Origin of the sequence: Clostridioides sp. ES-S-0001-03 (genome assembly GCF_020676075.1) — a bacterium.
GTDB lineage: Bacteria > Bacillota > Clostridia > Peptostreptococcales > Peptostreptococcaceae > Clostridioides.
The window spans coordinates 163,379-181,431 of record NZ_JACVWJ010000003.1; the positions used below are offsets into that span (position 1 = coordinate 163,379).

The 18,053-nt window shown below is 26.6% G+C and carries 17 protein-coding genes; 16 read left to right on the forward strand and 1 reads right to left on the reverse strand.

The features are described from left to right. The first annotated feature begins 174 nt into the window (after nt 1-174). The 6 genes from IC174_RS07275 to IC174_RS07300 all read left to right on the forward strand — a co-directional run bounded on the left by IC174_RS07275 (nt 175) and on the right by IC174_RS07300 (nt 8,854). Entirely contained in the window at nt 175-1,242 is a 1,068-nt protein-coding gene (locus IC174_RS07275; protein ID WP_227482542.1) for an RNA ligase RtcB family protein, read from the forward strand. 507 nt (nt 1,243-1,749) lie between these two features. Further along, on the forward strand, nt 1,750-3,666 hold the full coding sequence (locus tag IC174_RS07280) for an endonuclease MutS2 (RefSeq protein ID WP_227482543.1): 1,917 nt from the start codon (nt 1,750-1,752) through the stop codon (nt 3,664-3,666). A 151-nt stretch (nt 3,667-3,817) separates the two neighbouring features. Then, nucleotides 3,818-4,567: an ABC transporter ATP-binding protein gene (locus tag IC174_RS07285; RefSeq protein WP_227482544.1), complete on the forward strand. Its 750-nt coding sequence runs from the start codon at nt 3,818-3,820 to the stop codon at nt 4,565-4,567. Nucleotides 4,568-4,592: 25 nt separating this feature from the next. Continuing rightward, entirely contained in the window at nt 4,593-6,572 is a 1,980-nt protein-coding gene (locus IC174_RS07290) for an ABC transporter permease (protein WP_227482545.1), read from the forward strand. 748 nt (nt 6,573-7,320) lie between these two features. Further along, complete coding sequence (locus IC174_RS21370; protein WP_227482546.1) at nt 7,321-8,271, forward strand: ATP-binding protein; 951 nt, start codon at nt 7,321-7,323, stop codon at nt 8,269-8,271. Nucleotides 8,272-8,275: 4 nt separating this feature from the next. Continuing rightward, the gene (locus IC174_RS07300) at nt 8,276-8,854 is read left to right on the forward strand and encodes a response regulator transcription factor (RefSeq protein WP_255606521.1); all 579 of its coding nucleotides are present in this window, start codon (nt 8,276-8,278) and stop codon (nt 8,852-8,854) included. Between the two features lie 138 nt (nt 8,855-8,992). Here the strand turns inward: IC174_RS07300 and ytaF are convergent, their stop codons facing one another. After that, entirely contained in the window at nt 8,993-9,616 is a 624-nt protein-coding gene (ytaF, locus tag IC174_RS07305; protein WP_227482547.1) for a sporulation membrane protein YtaF, read from the reverse strand. 183 nt (nt 9,617-9,799) lie between these two features. Here ytaF and IC174_RS07310 point away from each other — a divergent pair, with 183 nt between their 5' ends. The 10 genes from IC174_RS07310 (at nt 9,800) to IC174_RS07355 (ending at nt 18,039) form a co-directional block, all read left to right on the forward strand. After that, the gene (locus tag IC174_RS07310; protein WP_227434794.1) at nt 9,800-10,447 is read left to right on the forward strand and encodes a helix-turn-helix domain-containing protein; all 648 of its coding nucleotides are present in this window, start codon (nt 9,800-9,802) and stop codon (nt 10,445-10,447) included. Between the two features lie 203 nt (nt 10,448-10,650). Next, a complete protein-coding gene (locus tag IC174_RS07315) occupies nt 10,651-11,709 on the forward strand; it encodes a potassium channel family protein (protein WP_227434793.1) in 1,059 nt (352 codons plus the stop codon). Nucleotides 11,710-11,812: 103 nt separating this feature from the next. After that, nucleotides 11,813-12,997, forward strand: coding sequence for a D-alanyl-D-alanine carboxypeptidase family protein (locus tag IC174_RS07320; RefSeq protein ID WP_227482548.1), 1,185 nt, complete (start codon nt 11,813-11,815; stop codon nt 12,995-12,997). Nucleotides 12,998-13,203: 206 nt separating this feature from the next. Further along, the gene (gene rpsB, locus IC174_RS07325; RefSeq protein WP_003424537.1) at nt 13,204-13,917 is read left to right on the forward strand and encodes a 30S ribosomal protein S2; all 714 of its coding nucleotides are present in this window, start codon (nt 13,204-13,206) and stop codon (nt 13,915-13,917) included. 78 nt (nt 13,918-13,995) lie between these two features. Further along, nucleotides 13,996-14,907 (forward strand): translation elongation factor Ts, encoded by a 912-nt coding sequence (gene tsf / locus IC174_RS07330; protein ID WP_021384993.1) that lies wholly within the window; start codon nt 13,996-13,998, stop codon nt 14,905-14,907. A gap of 83 nt (nt 14,908-14,990) precedes the next feature. Next, nucleotides 14,991-15,695, forward strand: a complete 705-nt coding sequence (gene pyrH, locus IC174_RS07335; RefSeq protein WP_003430597.1) for a UMP kinase — start codon at nt 14,991-14,993, stop codon at nt 15,693-15,695. Between the two features lie 25 nt (nt 15,696-15,720). Next, nucleotides 15,721-16,278 (forward strand): ribosome recycling factor, encoded by a 558-nt coding sequence (gene frr, locus IC174_RS07340; protein ID WP_227434791.1) that lies wholly within the window; start codon nt 15,721-15,723, stop codon nt 16,276-16,278. Nucleotides 16,279-16,280: 2 nt separating this feature from the next. After that, nucleotides 16,281-16,484, forward strand: coding sequence for a hypothetical protein (locus IC174_RS07345; protein ID WP_227434790.1), 204 nt, complete (start codon nt 16,281-16,283; stop codon nt 16,482-16,484). A gap of 28 nt (nt 16,485-16,512) precedes the next feature. Next, nucleotides 16,513-17,247 carry an isoprenyl transferase gene (locus tag IC174_RS07350; protein ID WP_227434789.1) on the forward strand — a complete coding sequence of 245 codons (735 nt, stop codon included), beginning with the start codon at nt 16,513-16,515 and terminating at the stop codon, nt 17,245-17,247. 12 nt (nt 17,248-17,259) lie between these two features. After that, on the forward strand, nt 17,260-18,039 hold the full coding sequence (locus IC174_RS07355) for a phosphatidate cytidylyltransferase (protein WP_227434788.1): 780 nt from the start codon (nt 17,260-17,262) through the stop codon (nt 18,037-18,039). The last annotated feature ends 14 nt before the right edge of the window (nt 18,040-18,053 follow it).

An 18,053-nucleotide genomic window follows, 5' to 3' on the forward strand; every position in this document is an offset into this window, starting at 1 on the left:
ATTATGAGAGGAAGTGGTTATTATGTTAGCAAAAAATAATGAGGTGTTAAACGTTTAAGAGTATTTTAACAAATAGCCACCTGCTTTTGTAGTTTAAAATAAAAAAGCTGTGGCTAAAAGTCACAGCTTTTTGCTACTTTTTAAAGGCAGGAGTATATTAAAAAGGAGCAAAGTATGAGTGAAATAAAAATAATAGCAAGTAACAAGTGTTGGATTGAAGATATAGCAAAGAAACAACTTGAAGATATTTTAAAATTGAATGGAGTTTTAAGAATAGTAGGATTGCCTGATTTACATGCAGGTAAAATACCTGTGGGCCTAGCAGTTGAAACCAAAGATATTATCTATCCACATATAATTGGAAATGATATAGGTTGTGGCATGACTTTATTTAAAACTGGAATTTCCAAAAAGAAATTTAAAAAAGATAGATGGATTAAACGTCTTTATGAAATTAAAGATTTATCTGATATAAAAATAATAAATCCATATGAAGAGGAATGCCCAATATCAAATTTGGGGACTATTGGAAGTGGAAATCATTTTATAGAATTTCAATGTGTAAATAAAATTCACAATAAAGAAAAATTTGAACTATTAAGATTTTCATCTGATGACATAATGATGTTAGTTCATTGTGGGTCAAGAAATTACGGAGAAACCATACTTAAAAAATTTTATAATAAAAATGGTATTGAAGTTGGAAGTGAAAAAGAAAGAGATTATATGATAAATCATGATAAAGCTTTAATCTGGTCAGAGCGTAATCGTGAAATTGTTAGTAAAAAAATCATGCAATCAATAGGTATATCTAGAGATATTGAAAAAATATTGTCTATAAATCATAATTTTATAGAAAAAAGGGAAGATAAATTCATACATAGAAAAGGTGCTGTTTCAAGTGAAAGAGGAGCTGTAATTATACCTGGTTCAAGAGGAAGTCTATCATATATAGTTATGCCTACTGAAAATACAGAACTGTCTTTATATTCTCTATCACATGGAGCTGGTAGAAAATGGTCTCGTTCAATTTGTAAATCTCGTCTTAAAAACAAGTATAATAAAGATACTATAAAACAAACAAAATTTAAAAGTCATATTCTATGTAATGATATAAACTTGTTATTTCAAGAGGCTCCAGAAGCATATAAAAATATAGAACAAATTATTGAAAGTTTGATAGAATATAAGCTTATTCAAGTAGTGGCAACTATGAAACCACTAATTACTTATAAAGGGTAATTTTAAAAATTATATTAAATTATAAATAACTGATTTTATTAAAGCATATTAAGAATGCTTTGATACTATCAGTTATTTTTTTGTTTTTTGTTAGGGTTAATAATTTAAAAAGCTTAACTTCATAATATGTAATTTTTATAAAATTACATTCTGTAAGAAATGTTGGGTATAAATGAAAGAATAAACATTATTTTTATTTTAATAGTGAGTATTATAGGTGTTTTATTATGTTAAAAGATAAATAAATTTATTTATATTGACACTAGGATATAATTTATGAAATAATGTTAAAGTGACTAAAATAGTTAAGTAAAAATAGAAAAGGAGCAGTGTTTTATGAAAAAGAATACTAACATTAGTGAGTCCGGGGTTAGACTTCTTAATAAATAAGGAGTTTAATGAACAATAATTCCTTATTTATTAAGTCGATTACAAATAATTATTATAAAAATAAGTGAAATAGTTATTTAAAATTCATGACTTATAAATAAAGGAGAAAGTAAAATAATGAATAGTAATACAATTGAAAGACTACAACTAAATGAGGTTAAAGAATTAATAAAAATACATTGTGTAAGTTCACTTGGAAGAAATTTAATAGACAAATTAACTCCTAGTGGTAATATTGAAGTAGTAAGAAGGAAATTAAAAGAAAATAAAGAAGCTAGAAAAATAATTGAAAATAGTAATCATATACCACTTGAAGGGTTGTTTAATGCAGGTTCTACAATAGATAAAATTGAAAAAGGAATGATAATAGAACCTATTGAACTTGTAAATATAGAGGATTTTTTAAGAGGTTGTAGGAAGATGAAAGCTTTTATGTTAGACAAAGAATTTTATTCGCCTACATTAAGTTCTTATGCTTTAAATATAACAGAATGCAAAAACATAGAGGAAGAGATAAACTACTGCATAAAATCAAATAAAGTTGATTCTAATGCCAGTAAAGAATTAAAAAAGGTAAGAAGAAATATAGAAGTTACAGAAGGAAAAATAAAAGATAGATTAAATAAGTTTATAACATCAAGTATAAACAAAAAGTATATACAAGAGTTTATAATAAGTAAAAGAAATGATAGATATGTAATACCAATTAAATCTTCTTATAAAAATGAAGTTGATGGTACTATATTAGATACTTCATCAAAAGGAAATACTGTATTCGTTGAACCAATAAGTGTGTCAAATTTAAGTACAGAATTGACTATGTTAAAAGCTGACGAGACTATTGAAGAATATAAGATATTATCTTATTTAACAGAGCTTATATTTGATAAAATAACTCAGATAAAGTTAAATATAGAAATACTTTCTGAATATGATATGGTATTTGCAAAAGCTAAATATAGTCAAAAAATAAATGGTATTACTCCAAGAATAAACAACAATGGATATATAAAAATAATCAAAGGTAAGCACCCACTTTTAACAGGAGATGTGGTACCTTTAGATTTTGAAATAGGTAAAAGTTATAGAAGTCTTGTAATAACAGGACCTAATGCAGGTGGAAAAACTGTAACTCTTAAGACTGTTGGTCTATTAACTTTGATGGTTCAATGTGGTTTTGATATTTCTGCTAAAGAAGACAGCGAACTAAGTGTATTTGAAAAAGTGTTTGTAGATATAGGAGATAATCAAAGTATTGAAAATGCTCTAAGTACTTTTTCATCACACATAAAAAATATTGCAGAAATTATGGACTCATCAAATAATTCTACACTTGTTCTATTTGATGAGATAGGTAGTGGAACTGAACCCAATGAAGGAGCAGGACTAGCAATATCATTGCTAGAAGAGTTTTATAGTATGGGATGTATAACAATAGCATCAACTCATTATGGCGAAATAAAAAAGTTTGCTAATTTGCATCCAGAATTTGAAAATGCAGGTATGATGTTTGATAAAGAAACTTTAGAACCATTATATAAATTAACAATAGGAAAATCTGAAGATAGTAATGCTCTTTTTATTTCTAAAAAGATGGGAATAAAAAATAAGGTATTAAGTAGAGCTAAAGAATATATAACTGATAGAAACTACAATTTAGATTTAGTTAAGAGAAGTAAATTAAAATCCCATACTGAAAATAAAGATAATGTTGAATTTATTTCCAATTATACAGAGTATAATACAGGTGATAAAGTAAAATTATTGGATGAAAATGACTTTGGAGTTGTGTATAAACCTAGAGACAAATTTAATAATGTAGAAATATTATTTAAAGACAATTTTGTTTTAGTAAATATAAAAAGATTAGAACTTAGTATAAAAGCAGAAGAGTTATATCCAGAAGGATATGATTTAAATTCATTGTTTACTAGTTTTAAAGATAGAAAATTAGAAAAAGACATTCATAGAGGTTCAAAAAAAGCTCTTAAACAGATTCAAAGAGAAATTAGAGAAAATAGAAAACAAATGTAAAAAACATAAATGACTATTTAAAATGTAAATAATTATTTTACAAAACATGAGTAATAAATGCGATTATTTTTGCGTATTTTACTCATGTTTTTTTGTGTGTAAAAATTTATACTTTAAACATAGATGAAATAATATTAAAGGAGGTATAAATATGGATGTTCTATTATCTGTAAAAGATGTAACAAAGACTTACAGTAAAAATAAAAAACCAAGTTTGAATCATGTTTCATTCGAGGTAAATTCTGGTGAATTTGTTGGAATTATGGGAGCATCAGGTTCTGGAAAAACAACTTTACTAAATGTATTATCTACAATAGATAGTGTAAATAGTGGTGAGATAATAATTAATGGTGTAAATTTAAAAGAATTAAATAATAACTCTACTGCGGATTTTATAAAGGATAATATTGGATTTATATTTCAAGAATACTTTTTGATTGATAGTTTGAATGTTTTTGAAAATATAGCTGTACCACTTACTTTAAAACATATGCAAGCAAGTGAAATCGAAGATTCTATCAAGTTATTGACAAAACGTTTTGGAATAGATTCAACTTTGTATAAGTATCCAAATGAGTTATCTGGTGGTCAATGTCAAAGGGTTGCTGCAGCAAGAGCTATTATAAAAAAACCATCTATAATACTTGCAGATGAGCCAACTGGAGCACTTGACTCAGTATCAGCAAATGAGTTACTAAAAACACTAAGTGATGTAAATCGAGAATTAAAAACTACTATATTGATGGTAACACATGATGCTTATGTAGCTAGTTTTTGTAGTAGAATTTTGATTTTTAGGGATGGTCAAATTATAGATGAACTTCAAAAAAATGAAAAAAATCATAAAGATTTCTTTGAAGCTATAGTTAGCAAGACCAGTAAACTAGAAGAAATATATTAGTATACATTAAAAGGAGATAGTAAAAATGAATATATATAACATTGCTAAAAAGAATCTCAAGAAAAACTTTTCGTTTTATTCATTATATTTGTTTTCTGTAGCTTTTATACTCATGATATTTTTTAGTTTTGTATCTTTTTCTGTGAATGATATTATAATGAATAAAATTTCATCAGATGGAAGAGTAGAAACTATGACAAAAACTATTTCAATTTTTATAATTTCATTTGTATTATTCTATATGCTTTACTCAAATAGATTTTTTATAAGACGTAGAATGAGAGAGCTTGGCATATACACCTTGATGGGATATAGAAAATCAAGTATATTAAAATTAGTTATGATTGAAAATATATTTATTTGCATGATTGCTTTTATTATAGGTGTTTTAGCTGGTTCATTATTACATAAGTTTATTATACATGTAATTGTGCATTCATTAAATTTAAATGTAGATAGTTCAAAGATACCTTTTTTCAATGTAAATGCTGTTATTTCTAGTATATTATTTTTAATTGTTATATTACTTGTACTATATTTTTCAAATTGGAAATTGATTCGAAGAAATTCTCTTCTTAATTTAGTCAAAATAGAACGAAACGAAGAAAAACAGATTATAATAAGACCTTTGATAGCTTTTATAGGTATTTTTATGCTTGTATTAGGATATGTACTAGCTTTTGATATGACTAGAGGAAAGGATTCTGTTTGGTATAGTATTGGTTTTTCTCCAATTGCTATATTGACCTTACTTTGCGTAGTTGTTGGAACTGTTTTTTTTATAAATTCATTTTTACCTTATATTATTAGAATATTAAAAACTAAAAAAAATCATTTTTATAGAGAAATACAGATTATTACAATTCCTAAGTTTATTTACTCCATACGTTCTAATGCAAAAACATTAATTTTATTAACTTTGTTGTCAGCAGGAACATTATGTATATTTGCGTCAACTGTTTTATCAATTTATTATCCTGTAGTAGCAGTTTCTCGTATAGTACCTTCTGCTATTGAGTTTAAGTTAGAAGAAAAAAGTAATGTTGATAAAATTATTAATGCTGTAAGAGATTATGAATTAATAGAAAACCTTAAATACAGAGAAACAAATATTATAAAAGTAAATTCTTCATCAAAAAATTTACCGATTGAATATTCTATTGGCAAAGACAAAGGAAGAATCTCTGGATTTGACTGTATATCAGAGTCTGATTATATAGAATTAATTAAACAACAAGGGAAAACATTTGATTTAAAACCTCTGAATTATAATGAAAGTGTATTAGTAAAATATAGACCAAGTGAAGAGAATGTGGATAAAGGGAAAATCCTTAACTTAGATTTATATTCAGATAAAAAGGTAGATGTGGTTATAAAGGATACTACATTAGATAATCCAATTAGTTTTTCAAATAGTATTGGAACATTAATAGTGTCGGATAAATTATATAATGAAATATCTAGATACAATAATCTATCAAGAAATTCTATTATAAGTATTGATGGAAAAGATATGAGAGATAATAAAGAAATTTATGAAAAACTTAAAAATTTATTAAAGAATAATCCATATTTTATAAGTGCTTATCAAAGAAAATTTGAAATTGTGCATGAGAGTAGTTCAACTTTTTTATTGATTAGCTTTCTTTCTGTTATATTTTTTATTACTACAGGAAGTATGCTGTATTTTCACAGTATTTCTAATGCCATTTATGATAGAAATAGTTTTAATATATTGAGTAAAATAGGATATAGTCAAAAAAATATAAAGAAAATAATTAAGAATCAGATTTTAGTGTTTTTTTCGATACCATATGTATTAGGAATGGCACATAGTATATTTGGATTAATTGCTTACAAATCTGCTTTAATAGATAACATATTAGGAAATAATACACCTATAATAATTCCAATAGTATTTGCAAGTGTCATATTTACACTAGTATATATAGGATATTACATTTTAACAAAGTATTCATGTTATAAAATAGTGCTTAAAAAATAGCATTAAAAATTTTATAAAATATTTGGAAAATAGAAGATAAGCATCTTGTATATAAATTAATTTACAAGTTATGTAATGTTATCATATAATTAATTATCAGAAAGGAGTTAATATGTTCAAAGTCAGTTATAATAAAAGAAAGATTTTCATATTAATAAATCAATTATTGATAATATTATTTCTAATTTATGAATTTTTTAATAATAAAAATATTAAAAGTATTTCCATTTTCACTCTCTTACTTGTATCTATTATAGTTGTTGATATAATGTACATTGAATTAATTAACTTGAAACAAAATAGAGTGCTCGTACAATTTACAAACTTGCTTGTTTTGCTTTCTTGGTATTTTTTATTTTTATTTGATAATAGTAAAATATCTTCTGAATTAATTTTTTTCCTAAGTCCGATTATTGTTTTTGAAAGTGTAAGATTTTTATTTGTATTTTTCTTTCAAGATTACAAATACAACTACCAGAAAGGCTTAGAATTTATATTGAAACTTATGTGTGCTTTGACAGTCGTTTCAAAATTTATTGATAATCATCTGTTTGCACTACTTTATTTATTACAAATAATTATAAGTTTGATAAGCTTTATATTCTTAATAGTCTTATATAAAAAAACTGTGATACTTGTTTTAAAGTGTGAGAAAAGAAATTTTATATATTCAGCTATTTTATTGTTTATATTCCTTGTATATGCTATAGTTTTTTCTAAAAAACAGGAATATGTTGAGAATCTAGGAATGTATTTAATTATATCATTAGCCATATTTAGTATCCATAATATTGCTATAAAAGATAAAGGTTATATAAAACAAAATACTATGCTAAATGGTAAGAAAAGATTGATTTTTATTTCTTTAATAAGTGTATTTTTCGTTGGAATTGGAAAACTATTAGACCTTAATATAATTACGTATTTTATAATAATACATTGTATATTTTGGTTTACTCTACTTTACTTTATTTTAATTTACACAAACATTGATGATATCATATATAATAAAAATTCAGTAAAAAAATTTAGTGTGCAAGAAAGCAACTTAATAAATAATCTAATGCAGATATATAAAGAGGAAGAGCTTAAAAAGGATTTTTCTAATTATCTACATGATGAAGTATTACAAGATTTACTGTCAATTAAAAATATGATGAAAAAATCTGAAAATCCAGATGTAAAATATATAATCGTAAGTACATTAGAAAAATTAAATCTATCTATTCGCAATCAAATGCAGGATTATCATCCAATATTGTTAAAAACACTTACATTAAAAGAAAATATAGAAAATATGTTTGTTATGGTTAGAGGTAATTATTTATCTAAAAATATAGAAATTTGTTTTACATGTGAAGATAATATATTTTTGGCTGAACCATATAATTTTATTATATACCGTATATTAAAAGAGCTAGTAACAAATGCTTTTAAACATTCAAATTGCTCTAAAATCGAAATTTCACTAATTCAAAAAAATAAAGATATAATTCTTTCAGTATTAGATAACGGAGTGGGAGTGGAAAGTGAATATGATTTAATAAGATATCAAAATAATGGGCTATCTTCTATTCAAGAACAATTACACAGATTAAATGGTGTTTTTAATATTGATAAGACAGCTTCTGGGTTTAGTATTGTTGTAAAAATTCCTATGGAAGGAGAGAATTATTATAAATATTTTATTAATAGATGACCATGTGTTATTTGCAAAAAGCTTAGAAATTGCATTAGAAGATTATACTGAAATAGAAAAATTTATTTATATTAAAGATATTTCCCAGGTAATTTCAATAATTAAAAATGAAAAACCAGATATAATTCTTATTGATATTAATTTAGGAAAAATTGACAATGATGGGTTGTCTCTAGCAAAAGACATTATAAGAATAATACCTAAAGTAAAAATAGTCATGTTAACGGGTTATGATTTGCCTGTATATAAGTATGAAGCTCAAAAAATGGGTGCAAAAGGTTTTATAAATAAAAATATCGAGCCAGATAAATTTATTGAAATATTAAATCAGATTCAAAATGGATATAATTATTTTCCCAATGAAATAAAATATATTGAAGAGCTAACACATAGAGAAAAATTAATATTGCAATTTCTATATAATGGAGTTAAGAGAAAAGATATAGCAACTCAATTATACTTAAGTGAGCGAACAGTATCTAATCATATCCAAAACATTTTTGATAAACTAAATGTATCTTCTTCATTAGAAGCTGTCACAAAGGGAGTTCAGCTTGGATATATTAAACTCAATATGCAATAAGAGAAGTTTGTAGTTCAGTAAATGTATTTGATTGTAAATTTTCATCTAATATAATAATTAAATTTAAGTAGAAATTTTTATCATTTAAAATATATATAAAAAGGCTATCTAAAATAAAATTTTAAGATAGCCTTTTTGTTAACATATTTTCATAAATCCAATAATTAGTAAAATCAAACCGCTTAACCAAGATAAATTTAGATTTATATTTTTAACAAATACATTTCCTAGTAAACAACCAAATGATACTGCTAATATATTTGAAATTAGAGAAAATAAGATAACTTGTATATAATTTACACCTACAAGACCACTTCCAAATCCAATAGCTAATCCATCTAAGCTTAAAGCAAGTGCAAGTGTAAATGCTTCAGCAGGTTTAAGAATTTTAGATTTATTTGTATCTAAAGTGTCAGGTTCAACACTAACATTAAAATTTAACTTAAGGTCTAGCATATTAAAATTATAATCTTTTGAATGTATGGATTTTTTTTTGAAATAAGATTTAAAGAAACTCTCAACTAATCGAGAACTTCCTAATAAAAATAAAATTAAAAAGCATATCAACATTGTTATATTTTGAGGTAAGAAGTCTCTAGCTATTGTACCTGCAAAAAGTGATATTGCCAAAATTGCTGAAGAAACCACACTAATAATCATATTTGAATATAAAGGAACTTTAACTTTATTTACGCCATATCCAAAACTTGTTACAAAGGCATCTATACAAAGAGAAGTTACTAATAAAATTGATTCAATCACAGTAGATTAACATCCTTTCTCTTAAATTTTATACTTATATAGTTATAGTATTGTAAAAAGAGATAAATTGTTACAGATAAACCAATAGAGTGTTGATAGAATTTCAACATTTTGTAACACCTAAAAAACAAAAAATTCATATTATATAATATAAAATCAAACCTAATAAAGCAGGTGAAAATAATGGAGCAACATATTGAGGTTGAGAGTTTTGGTAATCTATTGAAGGCATTATTAAAAGAAAAATCAATATCAATGGGAGCGTTGAGTAAAAAAAGCGGAATTGATAAATCTACTATATCTCGCATAGCAAATAATAAACAAAAACCGAATATAAATCACCTAGAAAAGATTGCAATACACTTAAATGTAAATTTAGAAGAGTTATTAAAAGCATCAGGATATGAGTTTAAAAACAGTAATAATAAACAAATTTTTAATATAGATAGCGATTTTAGTAACTTTGATGATGTACTTGGATTTGCAAATTTAATTAATGATAAAAATTTCAACGGAAATATTGAGAAAGAGTTAAGTAAATGTGAATTATATGTTCAAACAGATGAAGGGAAAAAATTACTTTTTGATAGTTTTAGTAAAAAAATAGATTCTATAGAAAAACAAGGACAATTTACAGATAGACTGAGGGACATGTATGCTGAATTTTGTACAGGAAAATTAGGAATAAAAAAATATTTATTGACTGGAAGTATGCTGCTTTACTTTGTTATATCAACGGATGTTATTCCAGACTTTGTATTTCCAATAGGATTTATGGATGACTTAGTAGCATTAAATATGATTACAAAACTACTTAGAAAAGATAAGTAGTTTTGTAATTGTACTACTCTATGGAGATGACAAGCAAAGATACTGAGTATAGATAAATTTTAATGTTTATCTAAGGAGAAATAACTTGAAAATTTTAAAATAAACAATTTAATATATATTTTGTATGTATTTAAGTATATAAAATAAAATAATATCCAAACTAATACAAAATAGTGATAATTTTTTTGTACTGGAGGATATTTATGAATTGCAAATGGATATCTAAAATAGATGAAAGAAAAAAATGTCATAGAGAAGCAGATTCTTCTGGATATTGTATTTTTCACAAAGAGAATAAGTCTAGTGAAGATATAAAACTGATGATGGATAATATATATAAAGAAGAAATAAATGAATTTAATGGATTTATATTTGAAAATGAATTTAATGCAGAAGAAATATTAACTTATGACTATAAATTATTAAATTTTTCTGAAACGATATTTAAAAAAGAAGCAAATTTTAGAAAATATCTTTTTAAAAAAAATGTTATTTTTAACTATACAGATTTCAGGGGTCAAGTATCTTTTAATGCTTGTGTATTTTTAGAAAATTGTGATTTTAATAAAACAAAGTTCAATAAGGTATATATAAATGATAAGATATTTGAAAAAGTAAAATTTAAAGGGCCTGATTTAGTAGTTAATAAAGTAGAAAATTTTCCAAGAATGGATGGAATAATTTTTAGTATGTGTACAAAATTTATACTTAAAAATGTGGAGTATGGAAAAAGTGAATGCAAGCATGGAAAAATAAATTATAGAATAGCTAGAAATCAAGCTACAAAAATTGGAGATTATGAGATGATAGGTCCTTACTATTATAAGGAAAGAATTTATAGTAGCAAAATGATAAAACGTTCTGACTATCCAACTCTCAGCAGTTATTTAGTTGAAAAGTTTTTTGACCAAATAGCGCACTATACTACAGGTTATGGAGAAAAACCATGGAATATATTATTTGTGATTATAGCTATAATAAGTAGTTTTGCCTTATTATATCTATTCGTAGGTATAGAAAGTTCAAACAGTACACTTATAACTTTAAATATAAATAACTTAGGTAATTATTCAGCAAGTGAGATTTTTAAAACATATATAGATTTATGGTATTTTAGTATGGCTACATTTAGTACAGTAGGATACGGAGATATGGTTGCTACAAGTTTGATTGGTAAAGCTTTAGCAGGTATAGAAGTATTTTTAGGAGTTACAATAGGAGCAATTTGGGCATCTGTGATTATTAAGAGAATGATAAGATAATATCTGTGTAAATATGGATAGGTATTAATTACTAGATATAAATTGGACTAAAGAGGGAAAATTTAAATATAAATATACTTAATAATCCAAGAAGGTGAAAAAATTGAAAAACGGAATAAAAAAAATTTTAACATTAACTCTAATTCTAGCATTTATAATACCAAATTATTCATATGCTGATGAAAAATCCGTAGACAAATACTCAAAAACATCTATACTTATAGACCAAGAAACAGGTAGAGTCTTGTATGGTAAAGAGCCTGATATGAAGGTACCTTTAGCAAGTTTAAGTAAGATGATGACTTTTTTACTTGCAATAGAGGCTATTGAAAATAAAGAAGTAAAAGAAACTGACACAATAAAGATAGACAAGTCTATTGCTTCAGTGAAAGGTTCAAGCTATAAACTAAAAGTTGGTGAAGAAGTACCACTTATAGAACTTATGAGAGGTCTTATGATTGTATCAGGAAATGATGCAGCAATTGCTATAGCAAAACATATTTGCAAATCTAAAGAGGCATTTGTAGATAGGATGAACAAAAAAGCAAAAGAAATAGGAATGACTAATACTCATTTTTTAAATCCAAATGGTCTTCCAATATATGATTTAAGTAATCCCAAAAAACCAGCAAAAGAAAATATATCTACTGCAAGAGATATATCTATTCTTGGAAAATACATGTTTGACCATTATGAAAAGCAAGTAACAGCTATAACTGATATGGAAACCTATACGAACTCAGATAGAAGCTTTGAAAAAAGCAATACAAATGCATTATTGAGAATTATACCTGAAGTTGATGGTATAAAAACAGGGTACACTGGGAATGCTGGCTATTGTTTATCATTTTCTATGATTGTTAATAAGAATGATAAAAATGAGAAAAAACGTAGAGTAATAGGCGTTGTATTAGGTGCTAATCATAAAGATAAAAGAATATCCTCTTCTTTGGCTATGTTAAAATATGGAAAAGAGAATTTTAATATGAAAAAAGTAATTGATAAAGATAGCTTTATTGGTAAGAAATATATAAAAGGAATGAAAGAACTAGAGGTTACTTTAAAAGCAAAAAATGAACTTTATACAATATTAAAAAATGATGAAAATATAAAATCTGAAGTAAAAATTAAAAATATGGAGTATCCTGTTAAAAAAGGTGATACTATGGGTACTATAAAATATTACACTAGTTCAGGTGATTTACTTGGAAGTGTAGATATAGTCAGTGATAATAGTGTTGATAATGTACCACTAAAAATAAAATTAAAAATGAAATTTGCAAATTAAATTCAAAAAAATGGTATAAAATATACAAAAAAATATAAAAATAGAAAATATGGAAAAAATATTGTTATTTTTTCACCTCTATGATATACTACTAGAGGTGAAAAAATAAAATAAATCACACACAGCATTGGGATCCTTAAAAGGTGCCTATTACATGGTTTTTTAGGGAGAAGATCAAGCTGGAGGTATAAAACCAGGAGGTAAATATGTCAGTAATATCAATGAAACAATTATTAGAAGCAGGTGTTCACTTCGGTCACCAAACAAGAAGATGGAACCCTAAAATGGCTAAGTATATATTCACAGAAAGAAATGGAATATATATAATCGACTTACAAAAAACAGTTAAAAAAGTTGAAGAAGCTTACAAGTTCACTAAAGAAGTAGCTGAAACAGGAAAGCCAATTTTATTCGTAGGAACTAAGAAACAAGCTCAAGATGCGATAAAAGATGAAGCTGAAAGATGTGGAATGTACTTTGTTAATGAAAGATGGTTAGGTGGAATGTTAACAAACCACAAAACTATAAAAACTAGAATAAATAAATTAAGAGAATTAGAAAAAATGGAAGAAGAAGGCGTATTTAACGTTCTTCCTAAAAAAGAAGTTATAAAATTAAGAGCTGAAAAAGAAAAACTAGAAAAGTACTTAGGTGGAATAAAAGACATGCCTGAATTACCAGGTGCAATGTTCGTAGTTGACCCAAGAAAAGAAAACATAGCTATTCAAGAAGCTCACAGATTAGGTATACCAGTAGTTGGTATAGTTGATACAAACTGTGACCCAGAACAATTAGACTTTGCTATACCAGGAAATGATGATGCAATAAGAGCCGTAAAATTAATAACTGGTGCTATGGCAACAGCTGTAATTGAAGGTAGACAAGGTGCTGAAGAAGAAGTAGCTGAAGACCAAGAATAATAATTTGACAATTAAATGGTAAGGGTCGCCCTTACCATTTATAATATGGAATAGAATAAGTAGGAGGAAACTTAAAAAATGGCTAATATAACTGCTCAAATGGTAAAAGAGTTAAGAGAAAGTACAGGCGCAGGAATGATGGACTGTAAGAAAGCTTTACAAGAAGCTGAAGGAAATATGGAAAAAGCAGTAGATTTATTAAGAGAAAAAGGATTATCAAAAGCTGCTAAAAAAGCTGGTAGAGTTGCTGCTGAAGGTCTAGTTGCAATAGAAATGAACGATGATAATACAGTTGCTTCTATGGTAGAAGTTAACTCAGAAACAGATTTCGTTGCTAAAAATGAAGACTTCAAAGTGTTCGTTAAAGATGCTGCTTGTATGGCATTAGCTACTGATAAAGAAGATATCGCTTCTTTATTAGGTGAAACTCATAGAGAAGGAATAACTTTACAAGAAGTTTTAAATAATAGAGTTGCAAAAATAGGTGAAAAATTAGACTTTAGAAGATTTGCTAAAGTTGTAACTAATGGACAAGTTGCTGGATATATCCACGGTGGTGGAAAAATAGGTGTTCTTGTTGAAATGGAAACAGAAGCTAGAGATGCCAAAGTTTTAGAATTAGGTAAAGATGTAGCTATGCAAGTTGCTGCTATGAATCCTAAATACGTTTCAAGAGATGAAGTAGATGCTGAATACATAGCACATGAAACAGAAGTATTAACTCAACAAGCATTAAATGAAGGAAAGCCAGCTAATATAGTTGAAAAAATGGTTAAAGGAAGATTAGAAAAAGAATTAAAAGAGGTTTGTTTATTAGAGCAAACTTTCGTTAAAAATCCAGATATAACTGTTAAACAATTAGTTGCTGATGTTGCTAAAGCAGTAGGTTCTGATATAAAAGTTGTTAAAGTTGTGAGATTCGAAGTTGGTGAAGGTATACAAAAGAGAGAAGAAAACTTTGCAGAAGAAGTTGCTAAGCAACTTAAGTAATAACCAAAGAGAGAACACGCAGGTGTTCTCTTTTTTAAAAAATAGAAAAAATGGATATGAAGGATTGAAATAGGAGGTTTCTGATGGATAAACCAATGTACAAAAGGGTATTGTTAAAATTAAGTGGAGAAGCATTAGCGGGAGAAAGAGGTTTTGGTATAAATAATGATGTAGTTAATGATATTGCTATTGCTATTAAAAAAATACAAGAAATAGGTGTTGAAGTGGCTGTAGTTGTAGGTGGAGGAAACTTCTGGAGAGGTAGAACTAGCGAAGGAATGGATAGAACTACTGCTGACTATATAGGTATGTTAGCTACAGTTATGAATGCAATGGCATTACAAGATGCACTAGAAAATATAGACGTTGCTACAAGAGTTCAAACTGCTATAGATATGAGACAAATTGCAGAACCATATATAAGAAGAAGAGCAGTTAGACATTTAGAAAAGGAAAGAGTTGTTATATTTGGTGCAGGAACTGGAAACCCTTACTTTACAACAGATACAACTGCTGCTTTACGTGCTGCTGAAATGGAAGCAGAAGTTATTTTGTTAGCTAAAAATGTTGATGCAGTATATGACAAGGATCCAAAAGTACATGCAGATGCTAAGAAATTTACAGAATTAAGCTATATGGAAGTTATACAAAAAGAATTAAAAGTTATGGATTCTACAGCTACATCTTTATGTATGGATAATAAGATTCCAATAAAGGTATTTGAGCTTACAACGGAGAATATAATAAGAGCAGTAAAAGGTGAAAATATAGGAACTACTGTAAAATAATGAAGAATGAAGGAGGAGTAAAATTATGAAACTAGAAATACATAAGCAGTTAGAAGAGAAAATGAATGGGACAATTGATGCTTTAAAGTTCGAATTTGGAACTATAAGAGCAGGAAGAGCCAATGCACAAATGTTAGACAAAATAAGAGTTGATTATTATGGAACTCCAACTCCAATAAATCAAATTGGTGCTATATCTGTACCAGAGCCAAGAATACTAATGATATCTCCTTGGGATAAATCTGCTATGCATGAAATAGAAAAAGCTATAGCTAACTCAGATTTAGGATTGAATCCATCTAATGATGGTGAAGTTATAAGACTTTCTGTACCAGCTTTAACAGAGGAAAGAAGAAAAGAATTAGCTAAAAAGGCCAGTAAAGCTTCAGAAGAATTTAAAGTTAGAATAAGAAATGAAAGAAGAGACGCCAATGAAAAAATTAAGAAAATGGAAAAAGGCGGAGAAATAACAGAAGATGAATTAAAGAAAGCACAAGATGAAGTTCAAAAAATGACTGATAAATTTATAAAAGAAATAGATACATTATTGGCTAAAAAAGAAAAGGATATAATGGAGGTATAATATTGAAAAAATATTATAACCTTTTAGGTCTTCATATAGATGAGGTAAAACAGTATTTTGATGAACAAAATGTAGCTTATACCATAAAATCTATTGAAGGTAAAAAGGATAAAGATAAACTTGTAGTTCCTAGAGTTATAAAAATATCTGAGATAGGTGATAGTGTAGAACTAATAATCACATACTTTTCTGACTCCTTAATTTAAGGAGTCAGAACAATATTGGAGGCAAAATATGAATAACAACATCATGTATGACATAGACTTAAATAACATACCTACTCATATTGCTATTATAATGGATGGGAATGGAAGATGGGCAAAATCCAGATTTCTTCCAAGAACTGCAGGACATAAGGCTGGAGTAGAAACTATAAGAGATATAGTTAAAGAATGTTCAAATTTAGGTGTTAAGCACTTGACACTATATGCATTTTCAACAGAAAATTGGAAAAGACCAAAACTTGAAGTTGATACACTTATGAACTTATTATCTACATACTTAAGAAATGAAATAGCTGAACTGCATCAAAATAATGTAAAAGTAACAGCTATAGGAGAGATAAGTGCTTTACCAAAAACTTGTATAAGAGAATTAAATTCAGCTAAGGAAATGACAAAAGACAATACAGGAGTTAACTTAAATTTAGCATTGAACTATGGAAGTAGGGCAGATATAAAAAATGCTCTTATAGATATAGTAAAAAATTGTGAAAGTGGTAAAATAGATATAAACAATATTGATGAAGATATTATAAAAAACTATTTAAGCACAAAGTCTATACCAGATCCAGACTTGGTCATAAGAACAAGTGGGGAACAAAGATTGAGTAACTTTTTACTTTGGGAAGTTGCTTATTCTGAGTTTTACTTTACTGATATACATTGGCCTGATTTCAACAAAGAAGAATTACAAAAGGCTATATATTTATATCAAAAAAGAGATAGAAGATTTGGAGGACTTAAGTAAGGAGATTATTTTATGCTTACAAGAATTATTGCTTCACTAGCTCTGGTTCCATTATTTCTATTTGTTGTATATGGAGGGATTCCTCTTTATATAGCTGAGATGGCAATAGTTTATATTGCATTACATGAATTTTATAAAGCATTTAAAATAAAAGATATACATCCAATATTTATTATAGGGTATATATTTTCTATTTATTTAGCTGTAAAAAATATTTTTAACTTACCATTGGAATATACTTATGCAGTGCTTTTCATTTTATTTTTAGCAAGTATAATTTATATGTTGATGGGCAAAAGCAATGTTATAGATGTTTCGATTACATTTTTAGGAGTTTTTTATATAGGAGTATTTTTAGATTTTATAGTTATAACTATAAATAGCTTTGAAAGAGGGAATATCTATGTATGGCTTATATTTGTAATATCTTTTATGACAGATATATTTGCATATTTTAGTGGCTATTTACTTGGCAAACATAAGTTAATCCCTAAAGTGAGTCCTAAAAAGACTGTAGAAGGAGCTATTGGAGGAATAATAGGAAGTACACTTTGTTGTATTTTATTTGGGTATTTATTTGGTATTGATTTGCTTCAATTGGCTATAATAGGAAGCATAGGAAGTATAATAGCTCAATTAGGAGATTTATTTGCATCCTCAATAAAGAGATATGTAGGGATAAAGGATTATGGAAAGATAATACCTGGTCATGGGGGTATATTAGATAGATTCGATAGTGTTATATTAGTAGCACCTTTTGTATATAATACTATTAAATTTTTTATTAGATAAAGATTGGTTGGTTT